Genomic DNA, 19,936 nt, shown 5'->3' on the forward strand with positions numbered 1-19,936 from the left:
TGCATATAATTCGGAGGGATTAATGATGCGATAAAGAGGACGAAAATGAGGAATTCTAGAAAGTTTGGATATAAAAAAACCCGCATAAAGCGGGCTTTGAAAAGCTTTGTTGTTAGCGATTACGCTGCAACTTTCTGAGCGTTTGCTGCTTCTGCTTTCACTGGTTTGGTAATGAAAGATAGAACAACCGCAACGGCCAGCATTGCTGCACAGATGGTGTATGCCATCACGTAGTTGCCGGTCATGTCTACTGCGGTTGCAGCAACAACAGGACCAATGAAACCACTCACACCCCATGCGGTGTAAAGCACGCCGTAGTTACCGCCGTAGTTTTTCAGGCCGTAGTAGTCAGCAGTGATAGATGGGAATACTGCCAGTAGTGTGCCGTAACCTACACCTGCAACAGCTGCACCTACCATCAGTGTGAACTCGGTATTGTAGGTGGCGAACATCATCATGTTGATACCTTGCATGATGAACGCCAGCATCAACGTTTTCAGGCCACCAATCTTGTCAGACAGGATACCTGCAGCAACACGACCGCCTGAGTTGAAGATAGACAGAACAACAACCAGAAACGCAACTTGAGTCAGGTCAGACTGGTTGATCGCGATAGAAGTGATGTTACCTATCACCATCAGACCCGCAGAAGACGCCAGCGCATACATCAACCACAGTGAATAGAACTGTGGAGTCTTAACCATTTCACGCCAACCCATGTTGCTGTCGCCAGCGCCTGCTTTCGCTACGTAGCCAGCAGGTGCTTCTGGCGTGTAGTCCGCAGGTGGGTTGTTAATTGTGCAAGCCAGTGGAACAGCGATGGCCAGAATACCTACACCGAGGATCATGAAACTTTGCTGAATGCCGTAACCTTCAATCAGCATAGAAGTCAGTGGCGCCAGATATACCGCCGCCAGGCCGAAACCTGCTGCGATAAGACCGTTAACCATGCCCTTCTTAGAAGGGTGGAACCACTTCATTGCTGCTGGAGACAGACACGCATAACCAAAACCGATACCACAACCAGTGATCACGCCGAAGCTCAGCAACAGAGTCATAGGAGATGAAGCAAAGCTAGATACGATCATGCCGATACCGACCATGATGGTACCCAGGATCAGAACTTTACGAGGACCCATGCGGTCTTGCAGGTTACCCGCCACCAGCAGAGAAAGTGCAAAACAGATGGTTGCAACGGTGTAAGGCATAGATGCATCTGCGTTCGACCAACCCTGCTCTACCAGTGACTGCTTGAATACAGACCACGCGTACAGGATGCCGATACACATATTGATAAAGAAACCGGCTGCAAGTACGCCCGTAGCTTTGTTCAGTTTGTTCATGTTACGACTCAATAAATTCACTAATAAAAGGTGTCGCCGGCAAAAGCCCCCTACTACGCCACCCAACCCAACATCCCCGCATAACTCGTTCACTAAAATGATGAATTAATAGTCAAAATTGCGAAGATATAAATTATTTTTGGCATTCTTCAAATTTGATGAGAATGACAGAAGCGCGCGGAGTCTATCAGGGAATGAGAGCGTGATCACCATCTACTTTTGTTTATCGCGAAAAAAGTTTTTTCTTCGGTGATTTATACCCAAACAACCTGAAGATGTAGAATTCAGCGAGATTGACTGGCGTTGTGATCGCGGCGTTCCTTTGCCGGTGTAGTCACCTCCATCAAAAAGGAACAACAAAGAGCACGACGTCAGTCAACTCGCCCGAAGGGAGGGCCTCAATGCGCCCACTTCTTTGTTAAATTCCATGAAAATAGAACCACTATTCCTCGCGAAATTTGCCTCGAATTGAACGCATTGATGACCTCTGAATACCAGCATCTTCAGGTTGCTTGGGTATATCGATCAATAGGTGTAACAAAACATGTAGGAACGTAGAAATGAAATCAGCCCGAGTCCCTTTGCAATCAAGGGTCGGGATGACAGATATCTATATCATGAAACGTCGATATTCTGATGCCATGCTGACCAAATCAAGGTCATTGACATCGTCTTAGAAAAGACTACTTGATGCTAAACCCTTTGCTTTCAAGGAAAGCTTTCATAAACGGACGCGCTTCTTTGCTGAGAGTCCCGGAAATTTGCTCACTCCAGCTCATCTCTTTGTTGCCGCCAGTGCGGGTTCGGTAATACTCGCGCACCTCATTGTCATAGTTTTCCAAAACAGCTTTATCCATCTCTGAATACTCATCGGTGTGAACAACTAATTCTGATGGCAAGCGTGGTTTCACTTCAGGATCTTGCGCCGGATAGCCAAGACATAGCCCAAATAAAGGAATCACCTGCTCTGGCAATTTTAGAAGGTTAGCGACTTTGTCAGGGTTGTTTCTGAGCCCACCAATATAAACACCACCCAACCCTAAAGACTCAGCCGCTATTAGGGCATTTTGGGCCATCAACGCGCCGTCTATCGCACCAATCAAGGTTTGTTCAGCAAAGCCTAATTGCGCATCTGGTTTAATCTGTAAATGACGGTTGAAATCAGCGCAAAATACGAAGAACTCTGCGGCATCAGCAACATAAGCCTGATTCCCCGCATATTCAGCAAGACGTTGCCTTTTCTGTTTATCGATCACCCGAATAATACTGGTGCATTGAATAAAGCTCGAGGTAGATGCCGCTCTCGCGCAATCGATAATCGCATTGCGTTGTTCATCCGTAATGCGTTGCTCAGTGAACTTTCTTATCGAGCGGTGAGAAAGAATGGTATTGATAGCGGTATTCATTAAGAAGGCGTCCCTGATTTATACCAATAGTGGCCAATAATGACATAAAGAACAAAGACGCCTGCATACGAAGCTTAATTGGCGTTAACAACGTCAAAAATTATTTTGGGTGGCTTAATACCGAAAGGATGCACGCGCCAAAGCACGGTGTAAGAACCTGTCTGTTGAATAGCGCCATCTGGGGTGTTAATGGTCAGTACATAGTTACCGGTTTCGACAACCTTACGAAATCCAGTTCGGATGATTTCAATCGGTTCCAGTTGAAGGTTATCGACGCCTTGCTCAAAACCAGCACGCCAAGCCTGAACAATGTTATCTCGATAATGTACGGACGGATTCTGATCCAACTTCAACGTGGCCGTTTTAGCGTAAAAAGGACCCAATTTGTCAGCATCTTTTCGATTGTATGTTTCCTGAAATAATTGGCTGGCGTTAGTCACTTGCCCGACAGGATCCATAGGTTTTACCCATCTCTGTTCCGATGCCGAGACAAAGCCGGAAAAGACGAAAAAGAAACTGGTGATGGCGATAAGAAATTGCTTTTTTTGTAGCAAGGACATGATAGCTCTCCATTGGTTATTTAACGTTCTTTTCGAGTTTAACCAGCGTTAAAGGTGGTGGGCGATGACAAGAAATACCTAAATCAGGGATGTTAGGATGCTAAGTTACTCAGATAGAAAAACGCTAAAACGAGATTTATTAGATAGACGTAGAAAATCTCTGGATGGTGCCACTCAAGACGCTATCGCTCATTTGATTCTTGAACTTGATGATCCCGGTGCGATGCTCAATATCGCTACCCGGTATTTAGGCGAGCACCTTAAGGCAAACCGTGTTGATGCCGGTTTATCTTCACGTAAAGAGCGCAACTACAACCCAACCAATGAATACAGCGATGCGACAGGAGAGTTACCGTCAATGATTGGTGCTCAGATCTCTAATCGACACCTGTCAATGCAAACCATATGGAAATCAAACGTTCCTGTTCCGTTTCATCATGTTCAATCCAACCCCTTATTGAACGGCCTTCATGATGCATTGGCTGAAGCCGAAGCAGTATCTATGATCGCCGTATCAGTAAAGGTTCCAAAAAAGGATCTCGCGGTCTTGTGCATAGACCAATGTGATGGACACCGAATTTGGACCCCAAAAGAAACGGAACACATTTACCAGTTTTCCAATACCTCTCTGGCACCACTGCTCAATGCAAGCAGGAGCTCTGCGGTAACTAAAGATTGCCTGATAACGAAAGCTGAGTTGCAGGTCGTCAAACTTGCAGCGGAAGGAAAAAGTTACTCACAGATCGCTGATAAGCTTCATAAATCGCAACGTACTATCGAGAATCAGTTAAGAAGCGCCAGAAAAAAAACCGGTGCACAAAATCAAACGGATCTTGTGCGCAGATGCATCCACTGGTTTTGAATATGGTTAGCTGGGATTTGCGCTCAAGAATTCAGAAACAGATACTTCATCGCATATCCGACTGAGAATATTGATCAATCGCTCTTCATTCAATGGCATCGCATTACCTTTGATTGAGCTTGATTTCATCGCCCTTGTCACAACATCTTTGAACACAGATTCGCAAAGCCCGTATTGGCAAAGAGGCGACAATTCCAGACGCTTCAAAGTGCGTTGCACCCAGACAATCCCATCACTTGGCTCAGCATTCATTCGCTCGGTCAGAATACAAGCCAACTGGCGGTAGCGGTTAAGCAGACTTAAGCGCCCTGCTTTACGTGCTGCAAGAATATTTTCGGCCATGACATAAGGGGCAAGTTGCGCCGTGATTGCTCCATGTGGCGTATCTAAAACCGCGCCCAGAGCTGCTGCCAAGCCATGCACTGCGCCTAATTTGGCGTTTGATTGCGCCATACCACCTAGCATGGAAGCGAATGCCATATCTGCCCGGGCTTTCGAATCATCATATTCACAGGCATGAACAATCCGCGTTGCGGTCATAAACTGAAACATCGCACCTCACTGGATCTGAACAGAAACGAAAAGCAAATCCTCAAAGCGACCCCCTCAAACTACGCACTTAAGTTAAAATAAAATTGATACAAAGCAGAAACTGAATGTTTAAAACTTCCCTGTTTTAAACATGTACAGCCTTCATCACACCCTTTCAAAAATGCGCGCTCTGTTCATTTTCCGATTGATAGATAATTTCGATTGAATTAAAAGACAAAACCTTCTTTTATCTGCCAGATGCTTAAGGCATAGTTGTTCTCAATCAGATGATGAAGCCGCGGGATAGCCTCCCCTACACACGGCACCATCTAATCAAATTAAATAAGAAAGGAAATGAATATGTTCGTGGTTATTTTTGGTCGCCCAGGTTGCCCATTCTGTGTTCGTGCAAAGGACCTTGCTGACAAACTGAAAGAAGAGCGTGACGATTTCAACTACCGCTATGTAGACATCCACGCAGAAGGCATCAGCAAAGCTGACCTTGAAAAAACCGTGGGCAAGCCAGTTGAAACTGTGCCACAAATCTTCGTTGACCAAGAACACGTTGGTGGTTTCACCGAGTTCGAAGCTTACGCAAAAGAAAATCTGGGTCTGTACCAGTAATTTCCTTTAGATTTTCCTGAAAAAGCCGGCAATCTTGCCGGCTTTTTTATTGTTCAAAAACAGAAAGTTGGCACCAATGCAGGCTTTCATACTTTCCATTAGGAAAGTCAGCAAAATTTAATACTATTTTTCATGCGAGTTTTCATTACATTTCATTGCAAATGCGTATAATGGCGCTCCAGAATTTCCCTTTGACCCGTGCGCGGATTACTGTTCAGTGAACATAGACGTCTACAACCTGCTTGTTAATAACGACATCCTCCTTCTTTTCGTTGTTTTGGCCATTGGCCTCACCATCGGCAAAATCAGAATCGGCAGCTTCCAGTTTGGTAACTCTATTGGTGTACTTGTCACCGCATTGTCTTTTGGCCATGCAGGCTTCTCGTTTAGCCCAGAGGCACTGAACATTGGCTTTATGCTGTTCATTTTCTGTGTAGGTATCGAAGCCGGACCAAATTTCTTTGGCATCTTCTTCCGCGACGGCAAATCCTATCTGGTGCTGGCATTTACCGTACTTGCCGCATCCGTTGGCATTACCCTTTTGATGCGTTACCAGTTTGGTGTGGATGGCAGCATTGCTACGGGCATGATGGCAGGAGCCATGACAGCAACGCCGGTTCTGGTAGGTGCGAAAGATGCACTAAACGCAGGACTTGCTGGCAGCTTCACCCCAGATCAACTCGCCGGGATGATTGATAACCTGAGCGTAGGTTACGCATTAGCTTACCTGGTGGGTTTGGTAAGTCTGATTGTGCTCGCGAATTTTATGCCCAAGCTGCAAAAGGAAAATCTTGAGCATTCTGCACAGAAAATTGCGATGGAGCGTGGGCTTGGTAATTCTTCACAACGCAAAGTCTACCTGCCGATTATCCGTGCATACCGTGTTGGCCCAGAGCTGATTAACTGGGTGGATGGCCGCAACCTTCGTGAGCTGGGTATTTATCGCCAGACGGGTTGCTATATCGAACGTATCCGCCGTAACGGCATTCTGGCAAACCCGGATGGTGATGCCATTTTGCAGGAAGGCGATGAAATCGCACTGGTGGGTTACCCTGATAGCCACGCTCGCCTGGACCCTTCTTTCCGAAATGGGAAAGAGGTATTCGATCGTGACCTTCTTGACCTCCGTGTGGTTGAAGAAGAAATCGTGGTGAAAAACGACGCCATTATTGGAAAACGCCTGTCTGATTTGAATCTGTCTGAGTACGGCTGTTTCTTAAACCGTGTGGTCCGCGCGCAGATCGAAATGCCAATGGACCACAACATCCTGCTTTCCAAGGGGGATGTGCTGCAAGTAAGTGGTGAGAAGCGTCGTGTTATGGGACTCGCTGAGCGAATCGGCTTTATCTCGATTCACAGTCAGGTTTCAGACATGTTGGCGTTCTGTTCTTTCTTCATCTTCGGTCTGATTTTTGGTTTGATCACCATGACGTTCGGGCAGATGACACTCGGCTTGGGTAATGCTTCAGGACTGCTGATTGCAGGGATTTTGCTGGGCTTCCTGCGTGCTAACCACCCTACGTTTGGTTATGTTCCGCAAGGCGCGATCAACATGCTGAAAGAGCTTGGGTTGATGACCTTTATGGTCGGTGTGGGTCTGAGTGCAGGTGGTAACCTGGTTGAATACCTCCAACAGATGGGTTTCACCATCATGTTTGGCGCATTGGCGGTGAGCGTGATGCCAGTGATACTGGCTTACCTGGTTGGAGCCTATATTCTAAACATGAACCGCGCACTGCTATTTGGCGCCATCATTGGTGCGCGTACCTGTGCACCAGCCATGGATATGATTAACCAACACGCTCGCAGCACCATTCCAGCGCTGGGGTACGCAGGTACCTATGCTATTGCGAATGTGCTGTTGACGTTTGCTGGCACACTTCTCGTCATTCTCACCTAATCTGACGTTCTCAGTCAGCAATGATTCAGCGAACAGGCGTTAAACTGTTCGTTGAATCATCCAAATCAATACAAGTCAGTACAACTCAGACATCAAGCCTTTCGAATTTGTTGGTTGGGAACAAACCGACAACTTCTTTGCCATCGTGCAAGATTTTCTCAGGAACTTTCGATAGGCTGGCTGAAAGCTAAGACAGATCAGTAAGGTAACGATTTATGCGCATTCTCATTGTCGAAGACGATCCACTTCTGAGCCACCACCTAAAAACCGAACTCTCCGAACTTGGCAATCAGGTTCACTGCGCGAAAACCGCCTCTGAAGGGCTGTTCGTTGCCAAAGATTATCCCAATGACATCGCAATTGTGGATCTGGGCCTGCCAGACAGAGATGGTCTTAGCCTGATCCGCGATATTCGACGTGCGGAAATTCGCATGCCCATCCTCATTCTCACTGGTCGTGCGAACTGGCAAGACAAAGTGTCGGGTCTCGATGCAGGTGCTGATGACTATCTGGTAAAACCCTTTCAGAAAGAAGAACTGGTAGCACGGCTTAATGCTTTGGTTCGCCGCAGTGCTGGCTTCGTGAAGCCGGAAGTCAAAGCCGACAAAATCTCCATCGACCTGTTGGCGAAAAAGGTATCGATTGAAGAAGCTCCTATCGAACTCACCGCTTTTGAGTACGACTTGTTGGAATATTTAGTGCGTCACAACCGCCAAGTTGTATCAAAGCAGCGTTTGTTGGATGTGCTCTATCAAGATCAAGAAGGTGATCCCAATACCATCGAAGTGATGATGAGCCGTCTTAGAAAGAAGCTCACCCAAGCTGGTCAGGATAACCCCATCTCTACCGTCCGTGGTCAGGGTTATATCTTTGAATTGCAGGTGACCTGATATGGCGCGGAAAATGATGCCTCAGATCCACAAGCGAGTCATTTCCACCTCCATTGCCATTATCTTCTTGTTCTCACTGTTGGTGGGCTTTCTCATCAATCAGGTTTACGTGAAGAACTACGTGGCCATGTATTCCTCCCAGTTGGTGGCACAGGTGCCTCATATCGTCGGTGAACTTCGCCGGGACAATATGCTGGAGCTTGGCCAGAACGCGCCGAACCAAGGCCAACCCATACCAGAAACTAAGCACTCTGATTATTTGGCATTTATCTGTGAACAAGACGGCTCAGCCTCTTGGATGTCATCTGAAGCGCGCAACAGCGGAATGAGTGACATTTGCCTGTATGTCCCTCACTCAATGAAAGAGCCGGACATGATCTACTACAAGGAATCTCCTTATGTTGTCCATGTCATCTCTGAAGCAACCTATTCCACCAGCGATCTTTTTATTGTGGTGCGTGATGTTACCCCTCAACTGGAAAAGCTCGCTCATGTAAAACGCCAAACGTGGTTCTATGTAGGATTAGCCTTCCTTGCCGCAACAGGCTTGCTTTATGCTGCGTCTTACTGGAGTTTCAGTCCGTTGCGTAAGCTCGCGGGAGAGTTAAACGAGATTGCAGAGTCACGCCGTGAAACCCTGGCTTCCGATTACCCTAAGGAATTGGAAGATGTCACCGATGCGCTAAACCGAATGATTACACTGCGTAAAGATCAGACACAACGCTATCGCCATGCGATGGATGATCTTGCCCACAGTCTAAAAAGCCGGTTGGCCGCCACTAACGCACTATTAGATGACAGCTCATTGAGCCGAGAAATCATGAGCAAACGCATCGTAGAACAAGTCAGCCAGATGGATGATATGGTTCAGTACCAATTGAAGCGAGCCTTAGTCGGTCAGCGTGGTTTGGTACGTGAGAAAACTGAACTACGACCCGTTATCGCCAGTCTGTCGGGTATGTTTTCCAAGATTTACAGCGATAAGCCTGTAAACGTTACGCTGAACCTTCAAGAGCTAACGTCACTACCATTGAACAAAGCTGACTTGACCGAACTGCTCGGCAACCTGCTAGAAAACGCCTTCCGTTTCTGTATAAGTGAAGTGCGAATCTCCAGCCGCGAAATGCTGGAGCACTGCGTACTCACGGTTGAAGATGACGGCCTTGGTGTGGCTGAAACGCTGCGTGAATCTATATTCCAACGAGGTGTGCGTGCCGATCAGTTGAACCCGGGAACCGGGATCGGTCTGGCGGTTTGCGACGAAATTGTCGAAAGCTATGGCGGTAAGATTCGCGTGATTGAATCGGAGCTGGAAGGTGCTGCATTCATCATGACCTTCCCGAAATTGCGATAGGATTACGGTGAAACGAATCTAACCGAACACGCCCTACTAAGCAGGGCATTTTCTGATCAAGAATCCGCAAATTGGTAGCAAAACTGCAGACACAAAAAAGGCCGCTGATGCGGACTTTTCATTCAATTCAGTTTTAATCATCTGCGTTCAGCAAATCGTCTTTAGCTGCCAACAGGTATTGGTACATCGACCAGTAAGTCAGTGCTGTCGCGATGTAAAGTGCTGCATAACCTACGTAAATCACCCACTCACTGTCGCGCCAAAGAAGCATAGTCAGAGCAAACATTTGTGCTGCAGTTTTGAATTTACCCACCCAGGAAACGGCCACATTCGCACGCTTACCCAGCTCTGCCATCCATTCACGCAAAGCTGAAATAATGACTTCGCGGGCAATCATCGTCGCTGCAGGAATAGTCACCCAAATAGAATTGTAATGTTCAGCGATAAGCACCAGCGCAATTGCTACCATCACTTTGTCAGCCACAGGGTCCAGAAATGCACCGAATCGGGTGGTTTGACCCAAGGTTCGAGCGAGGTAACCATCCAACCAGTCGGTGGCACCCGCGATAACGAAAATCAGAGCAGCAGCGAAAGCTGACCATTCATAAGGGAGATAGAACGCGATAACAAAAACAGGGATTAATGCGATGCGTATAAGGGTCAGGATAATGGGGATATTCAGTCGCATACTTATAATACTTTGTGAGTGACGGCCTATGGTGCTTGAAAGTCAGTGTTGTTGCAATGACGAATGAATCTTCTCAGCCAAAACACGACTTATACCCGGCACTTTGGCGATTTCTTCGACAGAAGCACGCTTAAGTTCCTGAATTCCACCCATGTATTTGAGCAACGCCTGACGACGCTTTGGCCCCACCCCTTCAATTTCTTGCAACACACTGCTCTTCCGCGCTTTGGCACGTTTCGCTCTGTGACCGGAAATGGCATGGTTATGGCTTTCATCGCGAATATGCTGGATGAGGTGTAGCGCAGGAGAATCTGACGGCATAGAAAACTCTTCCCCCGTCACTTTAATCAGGGTTTCGAGACCCGGACGTCTCGTCGTCCCTTTTGCCACGCCAAGCAACAGAGGATGCTTCGGCCAGTCGGCAAGCAGTGGCTTCACCACTTCCCACGCCCGGTTCAGTTGCCCCTTACCACCATCAATCAAAATGATGTCCGGGATCTTTTCCGGGTCGACCTGTTTGCTGTAGCGTCGCTTTAGCACCTGCGCCATTGCCGCATAGTCATCACCGCCAGTAATACCTGTGATGTTATAGCGACGGTATTCCTGTTTAACAGGACCATCCTGATTGAAAACCACGCATGACGCGACCGTTTGCTCACCCATGGTGTGGCTGATATCGAAACATTCCATGCGTTTCACCGATTCAAGTTCCAGCGCTTCCGAAAGCACACTGAATCGGTTGTGAATGGTCATCTTGTGGTTGATTTTGCTGGTGAGCGCCGTCGCTGCATTGGTTTGGGCGAGCTTGAGGAAACGAGCGCGGGCGCCTCGTGGTTTACATTGCAGGTGCACTTTGCGGCCTGCAATGTCGGACAATGCGGTTGCGAGGTCTGCCAGCTCGTCACCCAAATCCTGACCAATCAGAATACTGGTTGGAATAGTGTTTCCTTCCGCCTGTTTCACATAAAACTGACCGATAAAGCTCGAAACTAGTTCATTCACATCGGTATCAGCCGGCATTTTCGGGAAATAGCTGCGGCTGCCGAGCACTTTGCCCTGACGCAGGAAAAGCACGTGGATACAGGCCACACCGTTCTCAATAGAAACACCAATAGCATCCAGATCGTCATCGCTGTCTTGCGAAACGAACTGTTGCTCCTGAACGCGGCGTAGGGCTTGTATTTGGTCGCGATACTCTGCCGCTTTCTCAAACAGCAATGCATGGCTCGCGTTCTCCATTTTCTCCACCAGCGAAGCGATAACCTGACGATCTTTACCTTGCAGGAACAAACGGGTGAAGTTCACCAGTTCGTCATAATCTTCATCGGGAATGATGCCCTTTACGCAGGGGCCAGCACAGCGTTTGATTTGGTACATCAAACACGGGCGGGTACGGTTGGCATAAACGGAATCTTCGCACTGGCGAACTGGGAAAATTTTCTGCAACAAATACAGACTTTGGCGCACCGCACCGGCGTCAGGAAAAGGACCGAAGTATTCACCTTTGCGTTTTTTAGCCCCACGATGAACGGCAATTCGCGGGTGTTTGCTTGCAGAAAGGAAGATATAGGGATAAGACTTGTCATCACGCAACAGCACGTTATAACGTGGTAGGTGCTGCTTGATAAGATTGTGCTCGAGGATCAGCGCTTCTGTTTCGCTATGCGTGATCGTGACTTCGACGTTGGCGATATTTTTCACCAGCGCACGAGTCTTCTCTCCCGAGACATTAGTACGGAAATAGCTGGAAAGCCGCTTCTTGAGAGATTTGGCTTTACCGACATAAATTATCTCACCCGAAGCGTCCATCATTCGATAGACGCCGGGTTTGTCAGAGACTGTTTTTAGGAAATTTTTGGCATCAAACACAGCGAACAGAAATAGTTAAAGCGTTTCTGTATCTAGCATACCATGACGAATCGCCAGATGGGTCAGTTCAACGTCACCATTGATACCTAACTTACTGAACAGACGGTAGCGATAGCTGTTGACTGTCTTCGGGCTCAAGTTTAGCTGCTCTGAAATGTCAGTCACTTTCTGCCCTTTCGTAATCATCATCATGATTTGGAGCTCGCGCTCTGAAAGGTTTTTGAAAGGATTCTCCTGCGCAGGAGAAAACTGACTCAAGGCCATTTGCTGAGCAATCTCTGGTGAAATGTAGCGCTGACCGCTATTCACCGCACGAATTGCGTTAACCATTTCATTCGCTCCGGCCCCTTTCGTTAGGTAGCCAGCCGCGCCCGCCTGCATAACTTTGGTTGGAAATGGATTTTCTGTATGAATTGTCAGAACAATAATTTTTGCGTCTGGGTTATAGCGTAGGAGCTTTCTCGTCGCTTCCAAACCACCAATACCAGGCATGTTCATGTCCATCAAGATAATGTCTGCATGATTGCTACGACACCACTTGACTGCTTCCTCACCGCTTTCGGCTTCCCCTACCACTTTTACACCACGCTCGTCTTCAAGAAGACGGCGTATCCCTGTGCGAACCAGCTCGTGATCATCTACAAGGAAAACACTAATCAAGCTTGTTTCTCCACTATGATTTTGGCTCGCCATGCGCCGGGATGGCGCTCGACTTTCGATGCATATTACTTGAGTTTAACCCAACAATAAAAGAGCGAACACATTGATTCTGTGTAAGAGAGCATGTTTTTATAGCCAATCAGTCATAATTTAAACAACATGATGTCTCAAATTCGTCTTTTTTAAAAATTTGGCGGAAAATTTTCTATTGCGTACAGAAAGTTACGCCCTACTACCAATTTTTAGTTTTCTGTCCGAACATCTAAAAAGCGCGACACCTTGATATTATTGATCGGCATATTTTATGCTTTTTTAGGTCTATCGTTATCGTTTGCTTACACATTTGGTTGGTGAAATCTGCCTTTTGGGCTCACTTTTCCAGTAAGTCTTCACAGTCACACAAACCTTGCAAGGAGCATATTCTCGACATGAAGCTGGGCATTTTACTCTGCGACGATCACTACCCTGATTCCATCCCAAAGTATGGGCACTATGATGAAGCATTCAAGCGCATGTTTGAGGGCAGCAGCATATCCGCCTTCAAAAGCTACCGTTGCCACGAGGAAAAATATCCGTCCTCGCCAAAGGATTGCGATATCTGGTTAGTAACAGGCAGTAAATGGGGCGTTTACGACACTGACCCTTGGATTGAAGTTGTCGCCCAATTTGTCCGTGATTGTAATGAAACCAATCAGCCCATAATTGGCGTCTGTTTTGGGCATCAGCTTATCCATTATGCATTGGGAGGACATGTCGAGAAATCTGATAAAGGTTGGGGCATGGGCGTTTATCCCATCAAAAAAAACTTTCAACCTGTCGCTTCAGGCGTGGCTCTCTCCAAAACACTAAACTTGATTGCTTGTCACCAAGATCAAGTTATTTCTCCGGCAAATGGGTTCGACGTGATAGCAGGATCCGATTTCTGCCCTATCGCTATCACTCAGAAATCACAGACTGCCTTGACAATGCAATGCCACCCAGAATTTACGCCCGAGTTTCTCATCCAGTTGATTGAGCGTTTGCGTGAAAACGCAGGTAATGAGGTCGTTGATAATGCCATTAAGTCACTGGAGACTCTGGGTGAAGGCGATCGTGAACAAGTAATTTCACTGATTTTCAACTTCTGTAATAGGGAGAAAGACTAGCTTTCTTACACCCCACAAAAGTTCCCATTAAGCTTGAGTGCGATTCGCAACAGAATCGCCATTCTACATTTTCATTTTGCAATCCAAGATGACACCCCGTATTTCATACCGTTTTATCCCTATGAATTAATGGGTTAATCACTTTGGCACCCTAATTGCTCCTTGATGCATATAAATTCGAAGGAGTGTTGATATGAACAGAGCCTCAACCTTAAACCAACCGTTGATCTTTGTGGGCCCACCTCGCTCAGGAGTGACGCTCATCTCAGATATCGTGATGCATCACGACCAGATCTGTTGGCTTGATGAGAGCTTTGACAAACACCCTAAGTCTGATTTTCAGCATCGTCTTTTCAAACGCAAATGTGCATTCAGAAACAAAGCACTGCAAGACAACTCGTTTTTGGGATCGCTGGCGCGAGAGTTTTCCCCTGCACCGTCAGAAGCAATGAATTTCTGGGAAGACCATACCCGCGAAGAAATTGATTTTTATCGCGGCTTTGCCAGAGGTAAACACGCCACGCCTGTGGAAATATCCTCCATAAGGGAAATCCTTAGCCGTCGAGTTGAGCTCTCTAGCCGAAGCCGTCTTGCACTTCGATTTACGGGTCCTTCGCGCCTTTGTTATCTGAACAGTCTTTTCCCAGATGCCAAGTTTGTACATATTTGCCGCGACCCTGCCTCGACTGTGCACTCAATGATATCTAATGAAGAGTGGGAATATCAGGGTAAGAATCTCCTTTGGTGGCGCGGCGCTTACTCATTGCAGGAGCTTGCTCAGTACGATCGTCTCCGCGGTCATGCCGTTGCAGGAACTGCATTCCAGCTCAACAAACTCATTCAAACCGCTAAGGCAGAAGCAACAGAACTGGATTTGAACATGCTGTCTGTGAATTATGAGGACTTTGTTGCCGCACCAGAACGGGTAATAGAGAAAATCCTCGACTTCGCAGAGCTACCCGCCAATGAAACGGTCAATGCAGCACTGCAACAGAATGAAATCCGATGTAGCAACAAGGTCCTGAAAATGCCAGCTACCGACGTTAACACCGTGTATACATGGTGTCCGGCAACATAACTACTTCCATAATGTATAAGCCATGCGTTTTACGCATGGCTTATTTGCGTCTAATTCATTTGTTTCATGTCCTTATTCTCCCTACCCTACGCGCTCTTTTGGGTTCCGCTTTGAGGCACCATGTTTTCACAATCACTTTTCGCCCAGCTTGTTAGGTGGTTACTGGTACTGATTGTCACTCTGGTGAGCGTTCAATATTGCACACCCTTACAACGCGCTTTTGCAGATTACGCAGTAGATGGAGGGTGCCATCAACACCATCAAATGAATAACGAAAATCAGCCCCACGGGTCTCACATAACACCATAAACAAAGGTAACTTAATGAGTATTTTCCGCTTCCCGCTGCTTGTATGGCTGGGGATAGGGATTTTGATTATAAGCCTAGGGATCAGGCAATCTTTCGGTATCTTCATGATGCCTATCACTGACACTTTTCAGTCAGGTCGTGAATTTTTCAGCCTTGCTATTGCTCTTCAAAACCTTTTGTTTGGACTTTTCCAACCTTTCGTGGGCATGGCGGCGGATAGATTTGGTGCGAAACGCATTATCACCATGGGTGGCGTCGCTTATGCACTGGGTCTTTACCTCACTTCAATCGCAACCGGTACGGGTGTGCTCTACATCTCTATGGGTGTATTGATTGGTTTGGGCTTGAGCGCAACCAGCTACGTCATCATTTTGGGCGCTGTCGCCAAAGTCGTACCCGCGGAGCACACGGCAAAAGCGTTTGGTCTAACAACAGCCATGGGCTCATTTGGCATGTTCGCTGTGATCCCCGGTGCCCAGTCGCTGCTAGCAAACTACGACTGGCAGATTGCGATGCAGGTGTTTGCGATGTTCTGTACCCTGATGATCGCTTTCGCTGTTTTCATGAAAACAGCGAATTCTTCCTCTTCAGCGAGCGGGCAAGCGGAACCAGAACAAACACTAAAAGAAGCAATAGCTGAAGCAGCTCGCCATTCAGGCTATTGGCTGATCCATGCTGGTTTCTTCGTCTGCGGCTTCCAAGTGATGTTTATCGCGACTCACCTGCCGAGCTATATCGCAGACAAAGGTTTGCCAGGAAACACTGCTGCGATGGCATTAGCCTATGTCGGTATCTTCAACATTTTTGGCTCTTATTTCTGGGGCCTAATGGGTGACCGATTTAACAAGCGCTATGTAATGACTTCTCTTTACATGATGCGCTCAGTGGTACTAACTCTCTTTATTACCGTGCCTTTAACCACGAATACAGCCACTATTTTTGGCGCAGCCATTGGCTTCTGCTGGTTAGGAACAGTACCACTGACATCCGGTTTGGTGCGCCAGATCTTCGGTCCACGTTATATGTCAACGCTATATGGTCTGGTATTTTTCACTCACCAATTAGGTAGTTTCATTGGCGCATGGGTTGGCGGGCGTGTGTTCGACTACTATGGTTCTTACGAGCCAATCTGGTGGGCAACGATCGTTCTGGCATTCGCTGCAGCGCTTATACACTTACCGATAAATGATAAACCCGTCGTTCGTCCAACATTACAAAGTGCTTAATTCAAAACCGGGCTGTAGTCGCCCGGTTCTTACTCTCAACTATTTGCCCTTACCCTCAAAAAATATCCAAAATTCAACCGCATTCAGCGCTTGCTCAAACTTTTGTCACTTCGCGTTGGGATATTGACACATCAAATGCTAATTTTTTGTTAAGACCTCTTCAGGTCGGTATCACAGCAGAAAGTCGACGTCTCACACTGAGGTGAAAAAATGGGAAAACTGACGACGCATGTTCTGGACACCGCGCTAGGGAAACCCGCCAATGGTGTAAAAGTATCACTTTATCGAATTGACGAAGAAGGCCTTCACCCGCTGGCCACCACCATCACCAATAATGATGGCAGAACAGACTCACCGCTTATTGAGGAAGGGTTACTCACTTCAGGTCAGTATCAGCTTGTCTTCGCTACCGCTTCCTACTTCAGAAATACCAATACGCCTATGGAAACTGTACCTTTTCTTGATGAAATCGTGATTCGGTTTGGCGTTTCTGACCACAACAAGCATTATCACGTCCCACTGCTTGTTTCCCCTTATGGTTATTCAACGTATCGCGGAAGTTAAAAAGACTTCATAGGAATTAATAAAGCCAGCCTTTTGGCTGGCTTTTTCTTACGAGGGATTAGTTATCCATTAACCTATTTTGCTATTCACTCAGGATTGGATATGCTTCGGTGTAAATCCAATCATTGGCTTTTGCCGGTACATGGCAGCCAAGACAATCCGTTTTGTAATCTGCAGAGGCATTCTTGTTCATATCATCAGTTTTGAACAGGGCCCAGCCCCAGCCATCACCCCACGAACCATTGTCGGAAAAGCGGCCTTTGCCGTCTTTCACCATCACAAACCATTGCTTAAGATCACCGGTTTCATGGCTGACGCCGCTTCCGGTTGTGTAGTTACCCGTGTTGTGAGCACGCAACTCTTTCACAAGGGTTGCACCATCTGGGAATTTACCGTTCTTGCGAAACGCTTCCACAGCTTCTTTTTCGGTGTAAACACCATGGAAACCGCTTGCACCGCCTTCAGGAACAAACCAAGATCCTAAATGGACCATGTTAGTTCTAAAGTCTTTGGGAAAGCTGATGTCTCCTTTGTCATCAACATAAGGTGAAAACGCGTCATTGGCAGCAAGTGCGGTAAACGCTGTACCTGCAGCAAGCAAGCCGACAAGAAGTGCCTTCTTCATACATTACTCCATTGCTTTCTGATTATTTAAGGCTGGAACTGTGTCCGCCAGTGGCTGCCTCACCTTTTGCTTTTCCTGCACGCAACACCGGGTAGTATTGCGTAAAGACGAAGTCATCCGCTGCTGCAGCTTGGTGACAAGCATTGCATGCTGCTGCAGGGAAAGCCTTTGCGCTCTCTGTCAGAGCTGTGTGATCAGGCGTTGAAAAGCTGTAGTAAGACCAATGACCTGGCTCATTTGGGTTCAGGCTCTTACTCTTGATAGTGGCTTCCAGACCAATGAAGTCACCTTGAAAATAACCATTGCCACTGACGGCAGCTTTACTACCGACGCTAACAAGTTCTTTAATGATGATTGTCCCATCTCGGAACTCGCCCTTCTCTTTCCATACCGCCCAGCTCTCAGGATCGATATAGACATTGTGATGCTCTGGGAATGCCGCCTTGCCATTGTTCATGTCATTTGGTGTCACTGGTGTGCCGACATATACCCACTCGCGGTAGCCAGTAGGGCGCTGTAGCTCACCATCTTTAACGGTGAAATAGTCCTTGGCGATAGCAGCTGTTGAAACGAATCCACTCATACCGATTACCGATGCTAGGATTAGAGGTATGTACGTATTTGCATTTGCTATGTTTTTCACATCCATTTTCTCACCTTGCTTACAGTTAAAACTCTCAATAGGAGAGCATTGAGCATCAGTCTAGGCTAAATTAGCAACCAACATTACCTCATAGGGAATCAGATCAGTGCCTCAGGGAATCAAAAGCGAAGAAACCTTTAATTATCTCTCGGATGTCTTTGAAACTCTTAGGTTTAGGGGGAATATCTTTTTCAGTTCCGATCTCAGTGCACCTTGGGGCATGGATCTGGAAAAGCGGGGCTTCCCGCGGTTTCATATTGCCCTCAAAGGTAGCTGCTTTGTTGGTCTGGACAAGGCTGAGCCTCTTGAAGCAAACGAGATGGATATCTTTCTATTACCTGGGGGGGATGCGCATTGGCTAGCGGATTCACCGGAGAATGAGAGAACGCTAAGACACATCGCTGAGGATGCATGTGAGCTAGGTAAGCCCTTATTTCAAAACGGACCAACCACTCACAAGTTAATGTGCGGTCTTATTATGTTTGATGCTGGTTTAAGCCACCCCATTATTGATGCGCTACCGCCTATTATCCACCTCAACAACATCGGACACGACAGCACTATCTGGCAAATCGTCATATTGATAGACAAAGAGATTGCGGAACATGGATATCGTAAAAATGCCATCGTCGATAAACTAACAGAAGCGCTATTTCTAAAGATAATGTCTCACTTCTTAATCGAAAGTGAAGAAAACTTCAGTTTCCTAAAAGCCGTAAAAGATAAACGTATCCATCAAGCTCTCATGTTGATGCATCGCGAACCTGGAAAAGACTGGACACTCGAAGAGATTGGACGCCAGGTAGGCATGTCTAAAGCCACGCTGGTTCGTCATTTTCAGGAAGCGCTTGGAATGGCACCTATTGCCTACCTTAGCCAATGGCGGCGCCTCAAAGCCTATAACGCCTTAAGATACACCAAAGACCCGATTGATAAGATTGCGCTGTCTTTAGGGTTTACTTCTGGGAGAACTCTCAGCCGCGCTCTCGTGAGGGAACTCGGGATGACGCCAGCGGAAATTAGGAACAAGGAACACTTGAACTAAAAAAACTAAAATCCCACTGTCCATCCATCAGGTAAGCCGCGTGATATTAATTCTTCACGGGCTTTATCTGCTCCTTCTTTGTCGTAGGTCCTGAACCTAGCCCTAAAAGTGGAGCTTCCCGTTTTGTCGAACGTTTCTGTGCCAACAAAGCCTCTACTAGCGAGCGTCACAGTGTTTGCCTGGACTTCAAAATATACGCTGCTTGAGTAGGTTAGATAGGATTTAGCACCGTTGAGCGTATACCTATTTCTGGCATAACATTTGTATTCAGTGAAGACATAATCACCAGGTGCTAAGCCAGTTATTAAACCCATATTAGAGGTATTGTTTAAGAACAATTCCCAAGTCTGACTTTCTCGAGGTTCTGAAGGCTTCCAAAACGCCTTCTCCACATCAAAAACAATCGAGCGACATGCATATTTTTTATTCACTGGGATATCGCTCAAGTCTATAGGAATCACAACAGCTCCTGTTCCATTTGCAGGCGGAAGATTTTCTGCGGTTTTTGGTATCCCTGCGCAACCAATCACACCAATAGCAACTGACGAAAAGAGCATCGCCCTAAATATTTTTATTTTTTTCATTTGTTTGCTCCTTGAATTAACAAAACAAGG

The 19,936-nt window shown here is 46.8% G+C and carries 20 protein-coding genes; 10 read left to right on the plus strand and 10 right to left on the minus strand.

The window, feature by feature from the left end:
* Positions 1 to 119 precede the first annotated feature (119 nt).
* The 3 genes from K6Q96_RS10290 to K6Q96_RS10300 form a co-directional block, all read right to left on the minus strand.
* The gene (locus K6Q96_RS10290) at positions 120 to 1,343 is read right to left on the minus strand and encodes an L-lactate MFS transporter (protein ID WP_251875524.1); all 1,224 of its coding nucleotides are present in this window, start codon (positions 1,341 to 1,343) and stop codon (positions 120 to 122) included.
* A gap of 683 nt (positions 1,344 to 2,026) precedes the next feature.
* Complete coding sequence (gene nfsA / locus K6Q96_RS10295; RefSeq protein WP_251875525.1) at positions 2,027 to 2,749, minus strand: oxygen-insensitive NADPH nitroreductase; 723 nt, start codon at positions 2,747 to 2,749, stop codon at positions 2,027 to 2,029.
* Between the two features lie 74 nt (positions 2,750 to 2,823).
* On the minus strand, positions 2,824 to 3,309 hold the full coding sequence (locus K6Q96_RS10300) for a YybH family protein (RefSeq protein ID WP_251875526.1): 486 nt from the start codon (positions 3,307 to 3,309) through the stop codon (positions 2,824 to 2,826).
* A 97-nt stretch (positions 3,310 to 3,406) separates the two neighbouring features.
* On the opposite strand from K6Q96_RS10300, the gene K6Q96_RS10305 reads away from it, so the two are divergent.
* Positions 3,407 to 4,171 (plus strand): LuxR C-terminal-related transcriptional regulator, encoded by a 765-nt coding sequence (locus tag K6Q96_RS10305; RefSeq protein WP_251875527.1) that lies wholly within the window; start codon positions 3,407 to 3,409, stop codon positions 4,169 to 4,171.
* A 6-nt stretch (positions 4,172 to 4,177) separates the two neighbouring features.
* Here the strand turns inward: K6Q96_RS10305 and K6Q96_RS10310 are convergent, their stop codons facing one another.
* A complete protein-coding gene (locus K6Q96_RS10310; RefSeq protein WP_251875528.1) occupies positions 4,178 to 4,723 on the minus strand; it encodes a dehydroquinate synthase/iron-containing alcohol dehydrogenase family protein in 546 nt (181 codons plus the stop codon).
* Between the two features lie 339 nt (positions 4,724 to 5,062).
* On the opposite strand from K6Q96_RS10310, the gene K6Q96_RS10315 reads away from it, so the two are divergent.
* The 4 genes from K6Q96_RS10315 (at position 5,063) to K6Q96_RS10330 (ending at position 9,470) form a co-directional block, all read left to right on the plus strand.
* Positions 5,063 to 5,326: a GrxA family glutaredoxin gene (locus tag K6Q96_RS10315; protein ID WP_062661112.1), complete on the plus strand. Its 264-nt coding sequence runs from the start codon at positions 5,063 to 5,065 to the stop codon at positions 5,324 to 5,326.
* Positions 5,327 to 5,543: 217 nt separating this feature from the next.
* Positions 5,544 to 7,226: an aspartate:alanine antiporter gene (locus K6Q96_RS10320; protein ID WP_251875530.1), complete on the plus strand. Its 1,683-nt coding sequence runs from the start codon at positions 5,544 to 5,546 to the stop codon at positions 7,224 to 7,226.
* Between the two features lie 215 nt (positions 7,227 to 7,441).
* Positions 7,442 to 8,116 carry a response regulator gene (locus K6Q96_RS10325; RefSeq protein ID WP_251875532.1) on the plus strand — a complete coding sequence of 225 codons (675 nt, stop codon included), beginning with the start codon at positions 7,442 to 7,444 and terminating at the stop codon, positions 8,114 to 8,116.
* A gap of 1 nt (position 8,117) precedes the next feature.
* Complete coding sequence (locus K6Q96_RS10330; protein ID WP_251875534.1) at positions 8,118 to 9,470, plus strand: ATP-binding protein; 1,353 nt, start codon at positions 8,118 to 8,120, stop codon at positions 9,468 to 9,470.
* A 133-nt stretch (positions 9,471 to 9,603) separates the two neighbouring features.
* Here K6Q96_RS10330 and pgsA read toward each other — a convergent pair whose 3' ends face one another.
* The 3 genes from pgsA to uvrY are packed head-to-tail and all read right to left on the minus strand — an operon-like array spanning position 9,604 to position 12,687.
* The gene (gene pgsA / locus K6Q96_RS10335) at positions 9,604 to 10,158 is read right to left on the minus strand and encodes a CDP-diacylglycerol--glycerol-3-phosphate 3-phosphatidyltransferase (protein ID WP_062661108.1); all 555 of its coding nucleotides are present in this window, start codon (positions 10,156 to 10,158) and stop codon (positions 9,604 to 9,606) included.
* Between the two features lie 42 nt (positions 10,159 to 10,200).
* Positions 10,201 to 12,027 carry an excinuclease ABC subunit UvrC gene (uvrC, locus tag K6Q96_RS10340; protein WP_434802143.1) on the minus strand — a complete coding sequence of 609 codons (1,827 nt, stop codon included), beginning with the start codon at positions 12,025 to 12,027 and terminating at the stop codon, positions 10,201 to 10,203.
* Positions 12,028 to 12,042: 15 nt separating this feature from the next.
* Positions 12,043 to 12,687, minus strand: a complete 645-nt coding sequence (gene uvrY, locus K6Q96_RS10345; RefSeq protein ID WP_251875539.1) for a UvrY/SirA/GacA family response regulator transcription factor — start codon at positions 12,685 to 12,687, stop codon at positions 12,043 to 12,045.
* A gap of 428 nt (positions 12,688 to 13,115) precedes the next feature.
* Here uvrY and K6Q96_RS10350 point away from each other — a divergent pair, with 428 nt between their 5' ends.
* The 4 genes from K6Q96_RS10350 to uraH all read left to right on the plus strand — a co-directional run bounded on the left by K6Q96_RS10350 (position 13,116) and on the right by uraH (position 17,009).
* A complete protein-coding gene (locus K6Q96_RS10350; protein WP_251875541.1) occupies positions 13,116 to 13,832 on the plus strand; it encodes a glutamine amidotransferase-related protein in 717 nt (238 codons plus the stop codon).
* 193 nt (positions 13,833 to 14,025) lie between these two features.
* Positions 14,026 to 14,910 carry a sulfotransferase family protein gene (locus tag K6Q96_RS10355; protein ID WP_251875543.1) on the plus strand — a complete coding sequence of 295 codons (885 nt, stop codon included), beginning with the start codon at positions 14,026 to 14,028 and terminating at the stop codon, positions 14,908 to 14,910.
* A 323-nt stretch (positions 14,911 to 15,233) separates the two neighbouring features.
* Positions 15,234 to 16,445 carry an MFS transporter gene (locus K6Q96_RS10365; RefSeq protein WP_251875547.1) on the plus strand — a complete coding sequence of 404 codons (1,212 nt, stop codon included), beginning with the start codon at positions 15,234 to 15,236 and terminating at the stop codon, positions 16,443 to 16,445.
* Between the two features lie 210 nt (positions 16,446 to 16,655).
* Positions 16,656 to 17,009 (plus strand): hydroxyisourate hydrolase, encoded by a 354-nt coding sequence (gene uraH / locus K6Q96_RS10370; protein WP_251875549.1) that lies wholly within the window; start codon positions 16,656 to 16,658, stop codon positions 17,007 to 17,009.
* Positions 17,010 to 17,091: 82 nt separating this feature from the next.
* Here uraH and K6Q96_RS10375 read toward each other — a convergent pair whose 3' ends face one another.
* Together K6Q96_RS10375 and K6Q96_RS10380 are read right to left on the minus strand one after the other, a co-directional pair.
* Complete coding sequence (locus K6Q96_RS10375; RefSeq protein WP_251875551.1) at positions 17,092 to 17,634, minus strand: cytochrome P460 family protein; 543 nt, start codon at positions 17,632 to 17,634, stop codon at positions 17,092 to 17,094.
* 22 nt (positions 17,635 to 17,656) lie between these two features.
* On the minus strand, positions 17,657 to 18,217 hold the full coding sequence (locus tag K6Q96_RS10380) for a cytochrome P460 family protein (RefSeq protein WP_251875554.1): 561 nt from the start codon (positions 18,215 to 18,217) through the stop codon (positions 17,657 to 17,659).
* Between the two features lie 166 nt (positions 18,218 to 18,383).
* Here K6Q96_RS10380 and K6Q96_RS10385 point away from each other — a divergent pair, with 166 nt between their 5' ends.
* Positions 18,384 to 19,322 (plus strand): AraC family transcriptional regulator, encoded by a 939-nt coding sequence (locus K6Q96_RS10385; protein WP_251875556.1) that lies wholly within the window; start codon positions 18,384 to 18,386, stop codon positions 19,320 to 19,322.
* Positions 19,323 to 19,327: 5 nt separating this feature from the next.
* Here K6Q96_RS10385 and K6Q96_RS10390 read toward each other — a convergent pair whose 3' ends face one another.
* On the minus strand, positions 19,328 to 19,906 hold the full coding sequence (locus K6Q96_RS10390) for a hypothetical protein (protein WP_251875558.1): 579 nt from the start codon (positions 19,904 to 19,906) through the stop codon (positions 19,328 to 19,330).
* Positions 19,907 to 19,936: the final 30 nt, after the last annotated feature.

Source organism: Grimontia kaedaensis (assembly GCF_023746615.1).
Classification (GTDB): Bacteria; Pseudomonadota; Gammaproteobacteria; order Enterobacterales; family Vibrionaceae; genus Enterovibrio; species Enterovibrio kaedaensis.

What these genes read in the sequence shown, in the direction of transcription:
- K6Q96_RS10290 (WP_251875524.1), bottom strand. Translation starts at nt 1,343, where the DNA reads ATGAACAAACTGAACAAAGCTACGGGCGTACTTGCAGCCGGTTTCTTT.
- nfsA (WP_251875525.1), bottom strand. Translation starts at nt 2,749, where the DNA reads ATGAATACCGCTATCAATACCATTCTTTCTCACCGCTCGATAAGAAAG.
- K6Q96_RS10300 (WP_251875526.1), bottom strand. Translation starts at nt 3,309, where the DNA reads ATGTCCTTGCTACAAAAAAAGCAATTTCTTATCGCCATCACCAGTTTC.
- K6Q96_RS10305 (WP_251875527.1), top strand. Translation starts at nt 3,407, where the DNA reads ATGCTAAGTTACTCAGATAGAAAAACGCTAAAACGAGATTTATTAGAT.
- K6Q96_RS10310 (WP_251875528.1), bottom strand. Translation starts at nt 4,723, where the DNA reads ATGTTTCAGTTTATGACCGCAACGCGGATTGTTCATGCCTGTGAATAT.
- K6Q96_RS10315 (WP_062661112.1), top strand. Translation starts at nt 5,063, where the DNA reads ATGTTCGTGGTTATTTTTGGTCGCCCAGGTTGCCCATTCTGTGTTCGT.
- K6Q96_RS10325 (WP_251875532.1), top strand. Translation starts at nt 7,442, where the DNA reads ATGCGCATTCTCATTGTCGAAGACGATCCACTTCTGAGCCACCACCTA.
- K6Q96_RS10330 (WP_251875534.1), top strand. Translation starts at nt 8,118, where the DNA reads ATGGCGCGGAAAATGATGCCTCAGATCCACAAGCGAGTCATTTCCACC.
- pgsA (WP_062661108.1), bottom strand. Translation starts at nt 10,158, where the DNA reads ATGCGACTGAATATCCCCATTATCCTGACCCTTATACGCATCGCATTA.
- K6Q96_RS10350 (WP_251875541.1), top strand. Translation starts at nt 13,116, where the DNA reads ATGAAGCTGGGCATTTTACTCTGCGACGATCACTACCCTGATTCCATC.
- K6Q96_RS10355 (WP_251875543.1), top strand. Translation starts at nt 14,026, where the DNA reads ATGAACAGAGCCTCAACCTTAAACCAACCGTTGATCTTTGTGGGCCCA.
- K6Q96_RS10365 (WP_251875547.1), top strand. Translation starts at nt 15,234, where the DNA reads ATGAGTATTTTCCGCTTCCCGCTGCTTGTATGGCTGGGGATAGGGATT.
- uraH (WP_251875549.1), top strand. Translation starts at nt 16,656, where the DNA reads ATGGGAAAACTGACGACGCATGTTCTGGACACCGCGCTAGGGAAACCC.
- K6Q96_RS10375 (WP_251875551.1), bottom strand. Translation starts at nt 17,634, where the DNA reads ATGAAGAAGGCACTTCTTGTCGGCTTGCTTGCTGCAGGTACAGCGTTT.
- K6Q96_RS10380 (WP_251875554.1), bottom strand. Translation starts at nt 18,217, where the DNA reads ATGAGTGGATTCGTTTCAACAGCTGCTATCGCCAAGGACTATTTCACC.
- K6Q96_RS10390 (WP_251875558.1), bottom strand. Translation starts at nt 19,906, where the DNA reads ATGAAAAAAATAAAAATATTTAGGGCGATGCTCTTTTCGTCAGTTGCT.